Annotated in this window: 12 protein-coding genes; 6 read left to right on the plus strand and 6 right to left on the minus strand. The window is 64.4% G+C overall.

The window, feature by feature from the left end; all coding sequences use genetic code 11:
- The first annotated feature begins 9 nt into the window (after positions 1 to 9).
- A complete protein-coding gene (locus AC1Z3V_RS29725; RefSeq protein ID WP_483503466.1) occupies positions 10 to 246 on the plus strand; it encodes a ribbon-helix-helix domain-containing protein in 237 nt (78 codons plus the stop codon).
- Positions 247 to 509: 263 nt separating this feature from the next.
- Complete coding sequence (locus AC1Z3V_RS29730) at positions 510 to 1,211, plus strand: hypothetical protein (protein WP_483504178.1); 702 nt, start codon at positions 510 to 512, stop codon at positions 1,209 to 1,211.
- A gap of 185 nt (positions 1,212 to 1,396) precedes the next feature.
- Here the strand turns inward: AC1Z3V_RS29730 and AC1Z3V_RS29735 are convergent, their stop codons facing one another.
- Positions 1,397 to 2,734: a TadE/TadG family type IV pilus assembly protein gene (locus AC1Z3V_RS29735; protein WP_483503468.1), complete on the minus strand. Its 1,338-nt coding sequence runs from the start codon at positions 2,732 to 2,734 to the stop codon at positions 1,397 to 1,399.
- Positions 2,735 to 3,038: 304 nt separating this feature from the next.
- Here AC1Z3V_RS29735 and AC1Z3V_RS29740 point away from each other — a divergent pair, with 304 nt between their 5' ends.
- Positions 3,039 to 3,620, plus strand: a complete 582-nt coding sequence (locus AC1Z3V_RS29740) for a cation efflux transmembrane domain-containing protein (RefSeq protein WP_483503470.1) — start codon at positions 3,039 to 3,041, stop codon at positions 3,618 to 3,620.
- 215 nt (positions 3,621 to 3,835) lie between these two features.
- On the opposite strand, the gene AC1Z3V_RS29745 is transcribed toward AC1Z3V_RS29740, so the two are convergent.
- From AC1Z3V_RS29745 to tet, 3 genes are all read right to left on the minus strand, one after another.
- On the minus strand, positions 3,836 to 7,591 hold the full coding sequence (locus tag AC1Z3V_RS29745; RefSeq protein ID WP_483503472.1) for an AsmA family protein: 3,756 nt from the start codon (positions 7,589 to 7,591) through the stop codon (positions 3,836 to 3,838).
- A 206-nt stretch (positions 7,592 to 7,797) separates the two neighbouring features.
- Entirely contained in the window at positions 7,798 to 9,204 is a 1,407-nt protein-coding gene (locus AC1Z3V_RS29750; RefSeq protein ID WP_483503474.1) for an FAD-binding oxidoreductase, read from the minus strand.
- Positions 9,205 to 9,406: 202 nt separating this feature from the next.
- Positions 9,407 to 10,630, minus strand: a complete 1,224-nt coding sequence (gene tet, locus AC1Z3V_RS29755; protein ID WP_483503476.1) for a Tet(A)/Tet(B)/Tet(C) family tetracycline efflux MFS transporter — start codon at positions 10,628 to 10,630, stop codon at positions 9,407 to 9,409.
- 80 nt (positions 10,631 to 10,710) lie between these two features.
- Here tet and tetR point away from each other — a divergent pair, with 80 nt between their 5' ends.
- Both tetR and AC1Z3V_RS29765 read left to right on the plus strand, forming a co-directional pair.
- A complete protein-coding gene (gene tetR / locus AC1Z3V_RS29760; RefSeq protein WP_483503478.1) occupies positions 10,711 to 11,328 on the plus strand; it encodes a tetracycline resistance transcriptional repressor TetR in 618 nt (205 codons plus the stop codon).
- Between the two features lie 172 nt (positions 11,329 to 11,500).
- Positions 11,501 to 11,935, plus strand: coding sequence for an anthrone oxygenase family protein (locus AC1Z3V_RS29765; RefSeq protein ID WP_483503480.1), 435 nt, complete (start codon positions 11,501 to 11,503; stop codon positions 11,933 to 11,935).
- 95 nt (positions 11,936 to 12,030) lie between these two features.
- Here AC1Z3V_RS29765 and AC1Z3V_RS29770 read toward each other — a convergent pair whose 3' ends face one another.
- Positions 12,031 to 15,168, minus strand: a complete 3,138-nt coding sequence (locus AC1Z3V_RS29770; protein ID WP_483503482.1) for an efflux RND transporter permease subunit — start codon at positions 15,166 to 15,168, stop codon at positions 12,031 to 12,033.
- Complete coding sequence (locus AC1Z3V_RS29775) at positions 15,165 to 16,346, minus strand: efflux RND transporter periplasmic adaptor subunit (RefSeq protein ID WP_483503484.1); 1,182 nt, start codon at positions 16,344 to 16,346, stop codon at positions 15,165 to 15,167. Before AC1Z3V_RS29775 ends, AC1Z3V_RS29770 begins: the two co-directional genes overlap by 4 nt.
- Positions 16,347 to 16,452: 106 nt before the next feature.
- Between AC1Z3V_RS29775 and AC1Z3V_RS29780 the strand changes: the two genes are divergently transcribed.
- Positions 16,453 to 16,650 carry a hypothetical protein gene (locus tag AC1Z3V_RS29780; protein ID WP_483503486.1) on the plus strand — a complete coding sequence of 66 codons (198 nt, stop codon included), beginning with the start codon at positions 16,453 to 16,455 and terminating at the stop codon, positions 16,648 to 16,650.

The raw sequence follows: 16,650 nt of genomic DNA on the forward strand, positions 1-16,650 counted from the left end.
GACCGGACGATGATCCGTAAGCACTCCGCGACCCTGCACGGCCACCGCACCAGCTTCTCGCTCGAGGATGCCTTCTGGCAGGAGCTGAAGGAAATCGCCGTGGCAAGGGGGATGCCGCTTGCCCAGCTCATCGCCGAGATCGACGATCAGCGCGGCCCCGACAGCAATCTTTCCTCGGCTCTGCGTGTCTATGTGCTCGAATGGTTGAAGGCGAAGATCCAGGCGCCCTCGCCCGACAGGACCTGACGGCGAAAAAATGGTCACCCGCACGGGCTGATTGTGTGCGCCTTGCAACAACCCGGCCGGTTTTGCCCTTCGCGCCCCCCATCGTCGATCGAATTCAGTTGTTTTCGGACAGGCTTACATAAAAATGTCCCATAGGGAGACGGCTTGTGCTGCCGTCTCATAGGGGGAGGCGTTTCATGAGTATCTCTACGCGACTGGGCCTTGCGGCCTGCCTGAGCCTGGTGCCCTTTCTACCGGCCAAAGCAGCAGACATCACACCGCTGATGACCCCTTCGGCACCGGTCCAGGAAACCGAGAGCGGCTGGCAATTCACCTTCGCCCCCTATTTCTGGATTGCCGGGCTCTCCGGCGACACGGCGCAGTTCGGCCTGCCGACCGTCCACATCGATTCCGATTTCGGCGACATCTGGAGCAATCTCGATTTCGCCGCCATGGCGATCGGCGAAGCGCGGAACGATCGCTTCAGCATCTTTACCGATCTGGCCTACACGAAGCTCTCCGGCGACGGGAAGGCGCGCGGAATTTTCACCGACACGGTGGATGTCGACTCGGAGACCTTCGCCGGCCTCGTCGCCGTCGGCTACACGGTGTTCCAGGATCAGCAATCAAACCTGGACGTGGTCGGCGGCGTGAAGGTCTGGTCGGTCGATACCACCATCTCCTTCCATGGCGGTCCGCTTGACGGCGTCAGCCGCGACGACGGCAAGACCTGGGTCGACGGCATGGTGGGCCTGCGCGGCGCCTACTATCTGACGCCGGAAATCTACCTGACCGGCTGGGGCCTCGTCGGCGGCGGCGGTGCCGACATCGATTGGGATGTGGCCCTCGGCCTCGGCTACCGCTTCAACGACACGGTTTCGGCGATTGCCGGCTACCGTGCACTCGGCGTCGACTACGACAATGACGGCTTTATCTTCGATGTGGTGCAACAGGGCCCGATCCTCGGCCTTGCCATACGCTTCTGAACCGGCTTGAGCCTTCGCGCATAAAAGGAACCCGGTTGCCATGCAACCGGGTTTAATGTTGTGCGGCTACTGCATGTCGCCTTAAATCGACCTCGATTTAAGGACGAAGACATGCAGTAAATCAAAGTGCTACAGCGACCTTTGCGCGTCTGATAAGGCGCGCGGCGCTGTAGATTGGTCGCAGCCTATCTGACCAGACGAATTGCACCGGGATTGTTGATGGTGTTGTTCGCCAGCGTCGCCTTGCAGTCCAGCTTGAAGCTGCTGTTGCCGATCATGGTGATCTCCTGCGCGACGATGCGCACGCATTCGCCGCCGGTGGAGCCACTCCCGGCATACTGGATCTCGCGTGATGCCGGCATGTAGATGATGCCAGCAAGCGACGAGGCGCTGTTGCCGTTGATCGTCGCGGTCGCCGTATTGTTCCTGGCGGCGACGATCGAGAAGCCTGCCCAGTCCCCCGTCAGGGATGGCGTGATGTTGAAGGTCGAACCGCCGTGAATGTCGAGCTGGGCGCCGTTCATCAGGAAGAAGGTGACGCCCGCACCTGTGAGCACCGACTGGCTGGCAAGTTTCAGGACACCGCCGTCGATAATGTAGGAGCCCGGCCGCAACAGAACCTTGCCCTTGATCTCCAGACCGCCATAGGTGCCGGGCTTCAGTTCGACAGTATAGTCGACGGCTGGGTTGTTCGGCGTTTTGCTCGTGCCGTTGCAGTCGCCATTGCCGCCACCGCCGGCCACGAAGTTCTGTCCGCATCCGGCGAGGCTCACCCAGCTCCCGGTCGTCGGCATTTTCTTGAACCGGAACGGATCCGGGATCGGCGGAACATTCTCCACCGCCTTGCCGCAGGCGAGCTGGAGATGGGCCAGCGTCGCCGATACCTTGCCGGTCGCGTAAAGACACTCCGCCTTCAAGCTGGCCGAACCACTGAGATAAATCGACTGGGCATCGCTCGAATTCGACGTGATGGTACAGCCGGACGTATCGACGCTGGCACTGCCGCTCACTTCGAACGCCCGGGTTGCGGTCGGATGAAGCGCCAGAATGCACGCTTCCCTTCCCGGCAAGCGCGCCGCGACGCTTGCGCGGTCGATCGTATAGGGCCGAAGGCCCCAGAAGAGCGGAGCGTATTTGAGCTCATAGGTGGCCGTCGCCGTGCTCTCCACGCCAGCCGTGCCGAAAGCGACCTTGATTGCCTGTGTCGCGACCGGTGCCGAACTTCCCCCCGACCCGATCTCGTCGACGATCTCCGGCATGCCGAAATTGGCAAAGAAGGTGTTGTTCGCCAGGTCTTTCGCCTGGGCTTCATTGTCCCCTTCTCCATAGGACTTGACCGCGGAGAAGGCGGCGGCATCAAGCGCGTCCTGCATCTTGGCCGACTCGAGATTGATGCGGGCGAGATTGATGGCGACGGAAGCAGCCGTAAACAGCGGTATCATCACCAGGGCTGTCATGACGGCAAAGTTGCCGCTTTCGTCCTCGAGCATGCGGACGAGCTTGTTCTTCAGTTTGCTTAGCATCTTGCTTCGTTGCCCCTCAACAGATCACGACGACTTCGGAGCCACAGGCTCCAAAGCAAGAGACGTCATCGATTCCAATGAGTTGGAGCCAGAAGCGACCATTTGGCCGCGCCCCTCCCTGCGCTCCAAAACATGTTGCTAATTTAGCGACAAAACGTAGCAAAATGGCTTCAGAAATCGTTAAACTTGTCGAAATCGCCGCTGCGAGGGCCTTAATCCCCAGCGGAAACCGGAAGTATTGACGATATCCGGCGCAAGGCCGCAATCTGCCGATGGTATATCTGGTCAGCCAAGGAACCCTTGAGTGGACAACAATCTCCGCCGCGTCGTGTTTTTCGTCGCCCTGCTGAACCTAGGTTACTTTGCGGTTGAATTCGTCATTGCGCTTGCCATCGGTTCGGTGTCGCTCTTGGCCGACAGCGTAGACTTCCTCGAAGATGCATCGGTGAATCTTCTGATTTTCTTTGCGCTGGCATGGACGGCGCGGAGCCGCGCCCGGGTCGGCAGGGCGATGGCATTCATTCTGCTTGTCCCTGCGCTGGCTTTTTTATGGACGGCCTGGGTAAAGTTCACGGATCCAATCCCGCCTGAGCCCTTTGCCCTATCCTTCACTGGCTTTGGGGCTCTCCTGATCAACCTGTTCTGCGCATACCTTCTCGTCGCCTACCGTCATACGAGCGGCAGCCTCACACGGGCTGCGTTCCTGTCTGCCCGCAACGATGCTTCCGCCAACGTCGCCATCATCGGCGCGGGTCTGGCGACAGCTTATCTGTGGCGGTCAGCTTGGCCGGATTTGATCGTTGGCCTGGGGATCGCCCTGATGAATCTGGACGCAGCGCGGGAAGTCTGGACAGCGGCACGCGAGGAACACGACGTCGCGGCCTAATCCGCCTGACGCAGGTCGCGCAAACGTACGCAGCGCTTTTGCAATAGCGACCGGCAAAATATCAAACAAAGGGCAAGGAGCGGATCTGAAGGGTCGCGCGCTACAGAACCGCTTGCCGCACCTGGCAGGCTCGCCCCCCCACACCCGACTGGCGCGGGCGTAGGGCGCGAAAGGCGCTGCCGAGGCGCGCGGATCGGTTCGGATTTGAGCGCCGCTTATTGCACCGTGATGTCGGGCAGCACTTCGAAGTTCAGCTTCTGGCCGGCTGGCCGCCCGGTGCCACCGTCTCCGGCATCGTCGGGCCCGCCTTGCGGCGCGATCGGTTGCTGCTCCCCGCCGGCACCGCGCATGCCCGACGGCGCCTGTTGCGCCCGGCGTGCCGCTTCGGCCTGCCGTTCGGCTTCGGCCTTTCGCTCAGCCGCGGCGCGCGCTTCCACTTCGGCTTTGACACGGGCTGCTTCCGCAGCCCCGGCGGCACGCCGGCGATCTTCGGCAATGGCCCGTCGCCGTTCGAGGTCGCGTGCTTCCGCCTTCGCCTTGTAAAGCGCGACTTCACGGCGCAGCCGCTGCTTCTCCAGCACGTTCGCCTGCAGGATCTCGACCCGCCGGCGCTCGCGCTCGAAGGCGCGCAGCGACAGGAAATTGGCCAGATCGGCGACGTCGAGGCTGACGCCCGGCGCCTCGATGAGGCCGGCATAGCCGATCCGCACGCGCGGTTCGGCACCGGCAAGCGCCTCCTCGCCGGGGCGGAAGGTCAGGTCGATGCCGCCATCGATCCGGCCGGCCGCAAGGTCGAGCGCAGCTCCGCCCATGAAGGCGGCATTGCCATCCCCGGCCGTGACGTTCTGCACCCTCAGCACGCCGCCGGCAACGCTGAAGGGGGCCTTGACGACGCCGACCACGGATTGACCGGAGAACACGGCCGCTTCCGCCGCGCTGCGGATGCTATCGGCCGAAATCTGCGTCTTCTGGCCATCGGCGGCGGCAATCAATTGCGGCAGGGCCGCACTGTTGATGCCGTTCAGCGTCAGGCCGTTGAAGGTCGCCGTACCGGAGCCGCTGGCCGAATGCGCCATCGCCTCCGCCGTTGCGCCGGATGCTTCCAGCGCAACGGAGAGATCGAACGTCCCGGTCGCCACCGGGGCACCGGCACGGGTCCAGCCGGCCTGCGTCAGGTCACCGCCCTTGACGTCCAGGCGCGAGCGCAGGAAGCCGGAGCCGTTGGCGTTGCCGACCTGCACACGCCCGGCGAGCTTGCCGCCCAGCCAGTCGCCGGTGGCATCGGTCAGGGAAATCTCGTCGCCCTTCCATTCCATCTTGCCGGCAAAGCTGGTGACCGCGCCATAGACGCCCGGCCAGAATTTTCCCGCCTGCACGTCGAGCGCGACGTTGAGACCGGTCCAGGCCGGCTGCGCCAGGGCGCTCTTCGAGAACGCCCCGTTCGCATCCTCGACCGAGCCCAGGATACCCTCGCCCAGCCAGGCGAGGTCGAGCGTGTCGACGGTGAGCTGACCGGTGGCAGCACCAGGTGCCTTGCGGTCCACGGTCAAGGTGCCGGTAAAGCCGTTGTTGTCCGCCTTGCCCTCGACCGCCGTCAGCGCGATCGCCTCCGGACTTGCCGCGACATCGGCCGAGATCGTCAGCGGCAGGCCGCTGCCCATCTGCGGCAGCGCCACGCCCTGCAGGAGCAGATAGGGCTCGATGTCCTGGGTCTGGAGCGTGATCTTCGCCTGGCCTTCGAGGAAGTGGTCGCGTGAAAGATCGACGTTGCCCTTGGCTGCCAGCGACGACTTCTCGGTGGTGAAGGTCACCGTGCCGTTCGCCTTCGAACCATCGGTGCTTTGCAGCTTGACCGAGAGAATGCCGTTGGCATCCGCGTCGAAGGGCAAGGGATCGAAACCGGTCTGGCCGAGAAGCAGGCGGGTTTCAGGGTTTTCGAGCGTCGCTTCCAGCAGGATCGCCTTGCCGGTCAGCGCCTGCGCCATGTCCGGCGCCTGGTAGCTGGCGGCGATCTTGGTGCCGTTCGCCGTGCCGAAGATGCCAAACGTTGCCGGCGCGTTGCCTTCCTTGTTGCCGGCCGTCAGCGTCACGTCGAAAGCCGCGTCGCTGTAATAGGGTCCGGCCTTGATCAGCTGCCTGAGCGCCGGATGGTTGACCGCGTGCCGGCCGATCATTTCCAGGAACGGCGTCAGGTTCTTGGCCGCGAGCTTCATCTTGGCCGAGACGACGGGCTTTTCCAGGTCGCCGCTGGCCCGGCCGGAGAAGGCGAGCTGGGCACCGGCGAGCGAGCCGATCGCCACGCGCTCGGCCTGGAGCTGGCCGTTCTTCAGCGTCAGCACGGCCTGCACGTCCTTGGCCTCTTCGCCGAAGGCGGAGAACTCGTCGGCCGAAAGGTCGGCAGCGATCGCGTGCTGCAGCAGCGTATCGGTGGAGGCGTCGCCTGCCACCAGTCCGGTCAGTGCCTGAAGCGCCTCGAAATCGATGCGGTTGCCCTTGAGCTGCAGCGAGAGGTTCGGCTGCTGCGCGGCAAAGGACTGCCGTTCCAGCCGGCCCTTCAGGCTTGCCTCGCCCGCCGCCACTTCGAGGTTTTCGAATTGCTGCAGCGTATCGGTGAGGTTCACCTTGGCCGAAAAGCCGGCAGTTTTCAGCTTGCGGATCGCCGGGTCGACCGAGCCTGCCAACCAGTTCGCAAGACCGGATGGCTGGTTGGAGGCAAGCAGCAGGTCGCCGCGGAAGCTGCGCTGGCCTTTAAGGTTCAACCGCCCCTTGGCCTCAAGCTGCGTGCGGCCTGGCAGGAGCGCGACGACGTTGTCGATCACCCAGCCCGCGCCATCGGGCTGGACGTCGATGCGCACGTCGCGGACCGTCGTGTCGCCCACGACGATCGCCGGCAGCTTCAGGCTGGCGCGGCCCGGCACCTGCGGAATGGGAATCTCGGCCGCAATCGTCAGCATCGCCTCCAGCCGCTGGCGCATGGAGATCGCCGGGTCACGGCCGGTCTTGGCGTTGCGATTGGGGCCGATCCGGCTGACGTCGATCTGCTGGCCGTCGGCGATCAGCAGGAACTTCTGATCCTTGCCGGTATCGAGCGTCGCCTCGCCGGTGACCACATAGGGATCATCGGTCGAACCGACCTCGAAACGATAGTCCGGAACGCGGATGCTTTCGTTGGTAAGCTGGAAGTCACCGTTGATGCGCAACGGTGCCCGATCGTCATCCTTGTCTTCGCCCTGCCGGTTTTCCGTCAGGGTGAAGCGGCCGCTGTAAACCGGCTTGAAATCGACGATCTTCAATGCGCCGTCGGTCTCGACGCCGAAGGGGCGCTTGTCGGGCGTTACCCGCGCCTTGAGGCTGAGCGCACCGGCTGCGTCCACTTCGTTGCTGGTGAAGGAGAAGCTGCCGGCTTCGCCGTCGAGCGCCGCCCGCCCCTCCACTTTCCACGGACCGGCAAGCGAACGGGCGGAAACATCGGCTTCAAGCCCGCTCACGCGGCGGGTGCGGCCGGTCTGCTCATCGATGAACTCGATCTGGCCATTGGTGATCTCGACGTTTTCAAGCACGACGGTCTTGGCCGGGATCGAAGTGCGGCGCCCGCGCGCCCAGTCGAGCGTACCGTCAGGCAGCAGCCGCACCTTGGCCTTCGGCCGGTCCAGCCGCATGTCGAAGATCAGCGCCTCGCCGCTCAGGAACGGCGCCAGTTCCGCGCTCATGGAAAACTGCGCCACCTGGATCAGCGGCTCACCGTCTTCGCTGGCACCGACACGCACATCATTGAGCGTTACGGTCGGGAACGGGATCAGCCGCGCATCGACGCTGCCATGCACGACCACCGGCTTGCCCATGATGCGGCTCGCCTCGCGCTCGAACTCCTTGCGAAAATCCGTCCAGTCAATGAACCACGGGGCGATCAGCGCCGCGAAGAGCGCAACGACCACAAGTCCACCGACGGCAAGCAGAATTCGCGAAAGCACCGTGCCTACATTCCCATTCAGTTCATCGGCGCGTTTGCGCCGCACGTCTCTTGAGCGCCAGTGGCTCGCGCCCTGGCACTCTGATTTGCCGCATAATTCGTTCGGGGTCGATTCCGACTTCGGAACTATGCAGTACCACACTTTGGCGCCGGCGCATTGCCCGAAAAATTGGGCCAAAACCTGACGCCCTCGCGCGGGGGGCCGCCTCAGGCGAAGATCTTGCCCGGGTTGAAGATATTGTCCGGATCGAGCGAACGCTTGACCTGGCGCATCAGGTCCAGCGCGTCGCCGAGCTCAGCCTCGATAAACGGCATCTTTCCCTGGCCGATGCCGTGCTCGCCGGTACAGGTTCCATCCATTTCGAGCGCCCGGGCATTCAGCCGCTCGACGAAAGCCTCGGCCCGCGCCACATCGGCCGCGTCCGTGTCGTCAAACAGCAAGCCGACATGGAAGTTCCCGTCGCCCGCGTGCCCGACGATCGGCGCGGTCAGCCCATGGGCGGCGCTGTCCTCCTGTGTCGCCACAACGCAATCGGCGAGCCGCGAGATCGGCACGCAGACATCGGTCGACAGGATCGCCGCGCCCGGGATCAGGCTCTTCTGCGCCCAATAGGCGTTGTGCCGCGCCTTCCAGAGCCGCGCCCGCTCCTCCGGATTGGTCGTCCACTGGAAACCGGTCGAGCCGAACTCCGACGCGATCTCACCGAACTGGCGCGACTGCAGCTCGACGCTTGCGGCGCTGCCGTGAAACTCGACGAAGAGCGTCGGCGTCTCGGCATAGGAGAGGCCGGAATAGCCGTTGCAGGCCTTCATCTGCAGCGCGTCGAGAAGCTCGATGCGCGCCACCGGAATGCCGGACTGGATGGTGAGGATCACCGCATTGCAGGCGTCTTCGATCGTCGGGAACGGGCAGACGCCGCCGGAAATCACCTCCGGGATACCCTGCAGCCTGAGCGTGATCGAGGTAATGATGCCGAGCGTGCCCTCCGCGCCGACGAAAAGCCGCGTCAGGTCGTAGCCCGCCGAAGACTTGCGTGCCCGGTGGGCCGTGCGGATCTCGCGCCCATCGGCCGTCACCACCGTCAGCGCCAGCACATTGTCCTTCATCGTGCCGTAGCGCACCGCATTGGTGCCCGAAGCCCTCGTCGAGGCCATGCCGCCGATCGAGGCGTTGGCGCCGGGGTCAATCGGGAAGAAGAGGCCGGTGTCGCGCAGATAAGTATTGAGCTCCTCGCGGGTGATGCCCGGCTCGACCCGGCAGTCGAGATCCTCGGCATTGACCTCCAGCACCCTGTTCATGCGGGAAAGATCGACCGAGATTCCGCCATGCGGCGCATTGATATGGCCTTCGAGCGACGACCCGGTGCCGAAGGGGATCAGCGGCGCCTTGTGCTGGGTGGCGATCCGAACGATCTCGCGCACGTCTCCGGCGCTTTCGGCAAACACCACCGCATCGGGAAGCTGCGCCGGAATGTAGGTGGTGGTGTGGGCATGCTGGGCGCGGATCGCCTCGCCCGTCTGCAGCCGGTCGCCGAAGCGGGCGGCCAGTTCCCGTTTCGCCGCCGTAATGCCGGCCTCGTTCCTCACGCCAGCTCTGATCGCCTTCAATGCCACGGAAAACGCCCTTCCTGTTGCATGCGCTGCTGTCCCGAAGCGATGCTTCGGAAGCGCAGTCATTTCAAGGCGCTACTGTGCAAATCGGAATCACTTTGTCCAGACGCTCGCGCTCTTGACCGCCAGGCTAACGCAGGAAAACGCCTGACGTGAGACCGGAGTGTCACAAGAGCGTATCGGAGCGGGGAAAACAGCCGATTTTTCAACGCGGCAGATGCCTCAGGGCCGGCACGCAAAGGAGGTAGAGCGCAATGCCTGCAATCCACACCCAGCCGTCCCAGGCAGCAAGCGTCAGCGAATAGAGGCCGATGAAGAGCAGCGGGCCGACAATCGACGCCAGGCTGGCGAGGCTCGCAAGCGCACCCTGTAACCGGCCCTGCCCTTCCTCATCCACGGCGCGTGACAGAAGCGCCTGCAAGGCGGGCGAACCCATGCCGCCGGCGGCGAGCAGCAGCATGATCGGCAGCACCATCCAGCTTGCCGTGGCAAGCGCCAGCAGCCCATAGCCGAGACCGTCGAGCCCGATGCCGAGTTGCAGCGCGCGGCGCTCACCGAGACGCGCTGCCGCCGGTCCGGCGATGACGCCTTGCGCCACGGCGTGCAGCAGCCCGAAGGCGGCGAGCGACAGGCCCGTCATCCGCGCATCCCAGCCGAAACGGTGTTCGCCGAAGATGACCCAGAGCACGGCCGGCACCTGACCGACGAGTTGCACGACGAAGAATACGCTGACGAGCCGCAGGAGGAGCGGGCCGCGCAGGGTCTGGCGCAGCCCCGCCAGCGGATTGAGGCCGCCGACAGCCATGCTGGCCGGGGCCTTCCGACGGCTCTCCGGCAGAAAGAACAGGGCAAAGAGAAAACCGGCACCGTTCATGACTGCAGCGGCGACGAAGGGCGCATGCAAGCCGACAGAGCCGAGCAGCCCGCCGACAACGGGCCCCGCTATCATGCCGACGCCGAAGCAGGCGCCGAGCATTCCGAAATGCCGCGCCCGTTCCTCCCCTTCCGTCGTGTCGGCGATCGCCGCGCCGGCGACGGCGCCGGTCGCCCCTGTGATGCCGGCGATCATGCGGCCGAGATAGAGCACCGCCAGGCTCGGTGCCGTCGCCATGATCGCATAGTCGATCGCCGCGCCGGCGAGCGAGATGAGAAGCACCGGCCGGCGACCATGGCGGTCGGAGAGAAAGCCGAGCACGGGCGCGAAGGCAAATTGCATCAGGGCATAGAGCGAGACCAGGACGCCATAGTGCGCGGCGACCTGATCGGCATGGGCAAGGTTGCGCAGGAGGCCCGGCAGCACCGGCATGACGAGGCCGATCCCGAATGCATCGAGCGCCACCGCCGCAAAGAGCACCCAAAGCGCCTTGCGCCCTGCCCTGACGCTGCCGGCTGCACGCGGAGTTCCGCCGTCGGTTTTTTCAAGCGCCATCTTCGATTCCTTATCATTGATAAATTAATGTACAGGAAACTTATCAATGATAAATTGTCAAGCGATAGATGGAGCGAGACATGACGAAGCTGCAACGGGACACCGTGGTGCGCACCGCGCTGACATTGCTGAACGAGGTGGGATTGGACGGCCTGACGACCCGCCGGCTGGCCGAGCGGCTCGGCGTGCAGCAGCCGGCGCTCTATTGGCACTTCAGGAACAAGCAGGCGCTGATCGCGGCCTTGGCGGAGGCGATGATGGCCGAGAGCCACGATCGTTCAGCGCCACGGCCGAACGAGGACTGGCGCGCATTCCTCATCGCCAATGCCCGCAGCTTCCGAAAGAGCCTGCTTGCCTACCGCGACGGTGCACGCATTCACGCCGGCACGCGGCCAAGCGCACCGCAGATGGCTGCGGTGGAAGCGCAGATCCGCCTCCTGCACGCGGCCGGTTTTCAGCCCGCCGACGCCGCCTCCGCGCTACTCGTGATCAGCCACTATGTCGTCGGCTCGGTGCTGGAACAGCAGACCGCCCTGGACGCGGGAGAAAGCAAAGCCGATGGCGAAGCAGCAACCGCGGAAAACGCGCCGCTACTCGCGGCCGCCATGGAGGAACTCGACGAGAGCGGACCGGACGCCACCTTCGAATACGGCCTCGACACGATCATCGAGGGCCTGGCACAGCGGCGCAATAGCTAGGCGATCCACCCCGGCGCAACAGAACCGAAAGCGATTCGATTTCAAGGCGCTACCAGCGAAATCGGAATCAGTTTCAAAGGTTCCGGGTCCACCTATGAGGGCGAGAGCGCAGAAAACACCTGCTCAAATTGCCGGCGTTGGATTATCATGTTGACGTGAAGGGAGAGAGGCAATGCTGGGTCTGCTCGCTTTGCTCACCGCGTCGATCTTTTTCGGCGCCGCCATCTACATCAATCTCGCCGAACAGCCCGCTCGGCTCCATCTCGACGATCGCGCCGCATTGGCGCAATGGGTTCCCTCCTACCGCCGCGCCTTCGAGATGCAGGCGACACTCGCCCTTGTCTCAGGCCTGCTCGGCGCTGCCGCCTGGGGAAGGACCGGCCATGTGCTCTGGGGCATGGGTGCCGCAATCATCATCCTGAACTGGCCCTATACGCTGTTCTTCGTCATGCCGGTCAATCGCAAGCTGGAGGCAACGCGGCCGGATGAGACCGGCGAGGAAAGCCGCAGCCTGCTCAAGCGCTGGGGTAGGCTCCATGCCGGACGAACCGCACTCGGCGGCCTGGCGGCAGCGATCTTTCTCATTGCCGCCGGGCTCGAAATGTAGCGTGGGAGAGGCCCGCGGCGTTCGCCGGCCTCTACAGCGCCGCCCGTCTCATCAGACGTGCAAGGTTGCCGTAGCACTTTGTATTTTGCAGTGGCTCAGTGCGCCTCCAGCGCGGCTGCCGCTTCCATTTCCTCGTTCAACTTGCGCTCCTCATCCGCATGCGGCTTGGTGAAGCGGGCGATCACCAGATAGGCGACCGGCGTCAGGTAGAGCGTGACGATCACCGCCAGCCCGAGCCCGCCGACCAGCACCCAGCCAAGCGCGATGCGCGCTTCGGCACCCGCGCCGCTCGCCAGCACCAGCGGCACCGCGCCGACGATGGTGGCGATCATCGTCATCATCACGGGGCGGAGGCGAATATTGGCGGCGTTCTCGATCGCCGAGCGCACGTCCTGGCCGCGATCGCGGAGCTGGTTGGCGAATTCGACGATCAGGATGCCGTTCTTCGCCATGATGCCGACGAGCATGACCAGGCCGATCTGGCTGTAGATGTTCAGCGTGTTGCCGGTCATGATCATCGCGAAGACCGCGCAGGCGAGCCCCAGCGGCACCGTCGACATGATGATGAGGCCGCTGATGAAGCTTTCGAATTGCGCCGCCAGCACCAGGAAGATGATGACGAGGGCGAAGCCGAAGGTGACGAAGAGGCCGTTGGCGTTCTCATTGAGCGTCGCCGCTTCCGCGAGCGGCATGATGCGCGACCCCGGCGGCAGTAGCGGCTCGGCCATCTGCTCGACCATGGTCAGCGCTTCGCCGAGCGCGAGATCCGATTTGAGGCCGGCGGAGAGCGACACGGCGCGAAGCTGCAATTCCCGCGAAAGCTGCGGCGCCACCGCCATTTCCTCGACGCTGGCGATCGTCGACATCGGCACGATCTTGCCGTCTCCGGCCTTCAGGAAGATGTTCTGCAGATCCGTCGGGTCGTTGACCGGATTGGTCGAGGACAAGAGCTTCACCGGATAGGATTCGCCATCGACATAGACGTCGACGACACTGTTTCCGTCGAGCATCGCCTGCAGCGCCCAGGCTAGACCGCCGATGTCGACACCCATGTCGGAGGCGCGCTCGCGGTCGATGGTGATCGAGAGCTGCGCCTGGTTGGCCTCGTAATTGAGGCGAACGTTCTCGAAGCGGCCGCTGTCCTCCATCTGGCGCACCAGTTTCGCCGCCGCGTCGCCGAGCTTGTTGTAGTCGTTGCCGACCAGCGCCACCTGCAGGCCGCTGCCGGCGCCGCGAATGCCGAGACTGTTCGGCTGCATGGCGAAGACGCGGACCGAGGGGATGCGCGCCGTCACCTTGTTGATGTCGGCGACAATCTCCTGCTGCGTGCGGTCACGCTTCTCCCAGGGGGCGAGCGTCAGCACCATGAAGCCGCTGTTGACCGAGCCGCCCTGGCCCGAGATCGAGAAGATGTTGTCGATCTCGCCGGATTTGACCAGCGGCTGCAGGCCGTCCTCGATGCGGCGCATCTGGGATTGGGCATATTCGAGCGAGACGCCCTGCGGCGCGTTGATTCGCATCATCACCTGCGAGCGGTCCTCGCTCGGCGTCAGCTCCGATTTCAGCGTCAGGAAGCCGGCCGCGCCCATGGCGGTGAAGAAGGCGGCGACGACGAAGACGATCAGCGGCGAGTTGAGGCAGGCGCGAAGCGTCACCCGATAGAAGCCGGCAGCGCGTGCCCCGAACCGCGCCATCGGCCCCGGCACCGTATGCGTATCCTTCGTCAGCATGCGCGAGGCGAGCATCGGGCAGAGCGTCAGCGACACGAAGGAGGAAAGCAGGATCGCGAAGGCAAGCACGAAGCCGAATTCGCGGAAGAGACCGCCCGTCTGCCCCGGCAGGAAGGAGAGCGGCACGAAGACGGCGGCAAGCGTCGCCGTCGTTGCCAGCACCGCGAAGAACACCTCGAGCGTGCCGTGCACGGCAGCCGCACGCGGACCAAGCCCTTCGGCCCGCCGCCGCACGATGTTTTCGAGCACCACGATCGCATCGTCGACGACGAGCCCGGTTGCCAGAACGATCGCCAGCAGCGTCAGGATGTTGATCGAAAAGCCAGCGAGATAGATCGCCGCCACCGTGCCGATCAGCGCGATCGGCATGCTGATGGTCGGGATCAGCGTCGCCCGCCAGTCGAGCAGGAACAGGTAGATGACCAGCGTGACGATGAAGACGGCGACGACCAGCGCAATCTCCACCTCGTGGATGGCGCCGTTGATGAAGACCGCATCGTCGCTGGTGATCCGAAGCTGCGTGCCCTCGGGCAGTATCTGCGTCTGGATCGTGTCGACGACCTTGCGAACGCCCTCGGAGATATCGACCGTATTCGACTGCGCCTGGCGGACGATGCCGAGGCCGATGCCCTGGCGGCCATTGGAGCGCAGCGCCGTCGTGCCGGTATCCGGACCGAGCGTCACGGTGGCGACGTCGCGCAGCCGCACATTGTTGACGAGGATCAGGTTCTCGAACTGCTCCGGCGTCTGCAGGTCGGCGGTGGCGCGCACCGAGATGTCCTGGCTGGCGCTGGTCAGCTTGCCGGCCGGCACGTCGTAGGAGGCATTGGCGAGCGCGGTCCTGAGGTTTGCCACCGTCACCCCGCGCCCGGCAAGCTTCGCCTGATCGAGGTCGATACGGAAGATCTTCTCCTGGTCGCCATAGACTGCGACGTCGGCAACGCCTTCCACCGCCGCCAGCCGGTCGCTGATCTCGTTTTCGACGAGCAGCGTCATGTCTTCCATGCTCATCGTGTCGGAGGTCAGCGCCAGCCGCATGATCGGCTGGCTGTCGGCGTCGGCCTTCACGATGCTCGGCTCGTCGACATTGTCGGGCAACTGGTTGCGCACCCGGCCGAGCGCATCGCGGATGTCGTTCGAGGCCTGGCCGATGTCGGTGGTGTCGGAGAATTGCAACGTCACCCGGCTGCGGCCGAAGGACGAGGTCGAGGAGATGTCGCGAATGCCCTGCACGCGCGAGACGGCACCTTCGACAACCGAGGTCACCTCGCGGTCCATCGTCTCCGGTGCCGCGCCATCGAGCGTGGTCGTCACCGAGATGACCGGTTGGTCGACTTGCGGCAGTTCGCGGATCTCGATGCCGTTCCAGGCGGCAAGGCCGGCGACGACGATCAGGGTATTCAACACCAGCGCAAAGATCGGCCGGCGGATGAAGAGTGCGGTGAAGCCGGTCTTGCCACGTTCGCGGGCGGACGCTTTGCTGTGCCCTTCCCCGCCGCTCACTTCGTTTCCTCCGCAACCTTCTGGGCGGCATCCTGCTTGCGTTCGCGCCCGGCGATGCGGACTTCGCCGCCGTCGCGCAGGCGCTGCACGCCTTCGGTCACGATCTCATCGCCTACCGAAAGCGCGGCGTCGACCAGCACCTTGTCCGGGTTGCGCTGGATGATCTTCACCGGCACCTTCTCACTTTTGTCGTTGGTAACGCGCCAGATGTAGGAGCCTTCCGAGCTCCACTGGATCGCCAGCGGATCGACCGTCGGATAGGTGTCGCCGTCAAAGGCCATGGTGACGGAGAAGGACATGCCGGCCCTCAGCGTATCCTGGGGGTTTTCGAGCCGTGCGCGCACGCGCAGCGTGCGGCTTGCCTGGTCCAGCCGGTTGTCGATCGCGTGGATCACGCCGTTGAGCTGATTGCCCGGCTGGGCGATCGCAAAGGCGGTGACCGGCTGGCCGACGGTGATCTTGTTGGCGAACCGCTCCGGCACCCAGAAATCGACGAGGATCTCCGAGCGATCGTCGACAACGGCGATCGGCGTCGTCGTCGTGACATAGTCGCCGACATTGACGGTAATGATGCCGACGACGCCCTTGGAGGGAGCCACGATATCGCGGCGCTTCAGATCAAGCTCGGCAGTCTTCAGCGCCAGTTCCGCCGCCTGCAGCGCGATTTCGGCATCGCGCACGTCCACCGCGGTCACCGCCCGCGCGGTGCTGAGATTGCGATAGCGTTCCATCTTTTCGCGCGCGCTGTCGCGCGTCAGCCGCGCCTGGTCGGCGGCGATCTTCTGGTCGTCGCTGTCGAGCCGGGCGATCACCTGGCCCTCCGCCACCTTGTCGCCCGAGCGCACGAGGATTTCGGTGAGATTGCCGGTCGCCGTCGGCGTGACGCTGACGGAATGGATCGCCTCGCCGTTGCCGATGGCGTTCAGCCGGTCGTTGACGACTGATGTTGCCGAGGGGCGAACCATCACCAGGATCGCACCGCCGCCCTGGCCGCGCCCGCCATTGCGTTCGCCGCCCTGGCTGCCGCCCGTCTGTGGCTTTGACAAGGCATCGATCAGCGGGTGAGAAACGCCGATGGCAGCGAGCGTTTCACCTGCGCCGGGCACGAACCGCACCCAGACGGTCACGCCCACGAGAAGCACAGCGGCGCTCACCGCAAGCTGTTTCCAAACCCGCATTCAAATCTCCAGATAAAGCAAAAAACACGCCCCAGCGCGGCACGGCCGGCGGTTCGTTCCGATTGCGCGGAGTATCCCTGTTCGCGCGCGTCGGGGCAATGACGGAATGGCATCATTACGCAATTGTAATAAAAGCGAATTTGGTGGCGGCATGATGACGCGCGGCGCAATCGCCCCGTGGTCGTCGCCGTCAATCGCAATTTGCGGCATGAGCCGGCATTTACAGCGGCTTCGGCTGCGCTATCCTGCAACCGCCGGCAGCTTTTTCCAAGCGGTTTCGCCCGCTGGTTTTTCATTTGCTTGA

The organism is Ensifer sp. 38_S197 (assembly GCF_056924495.1).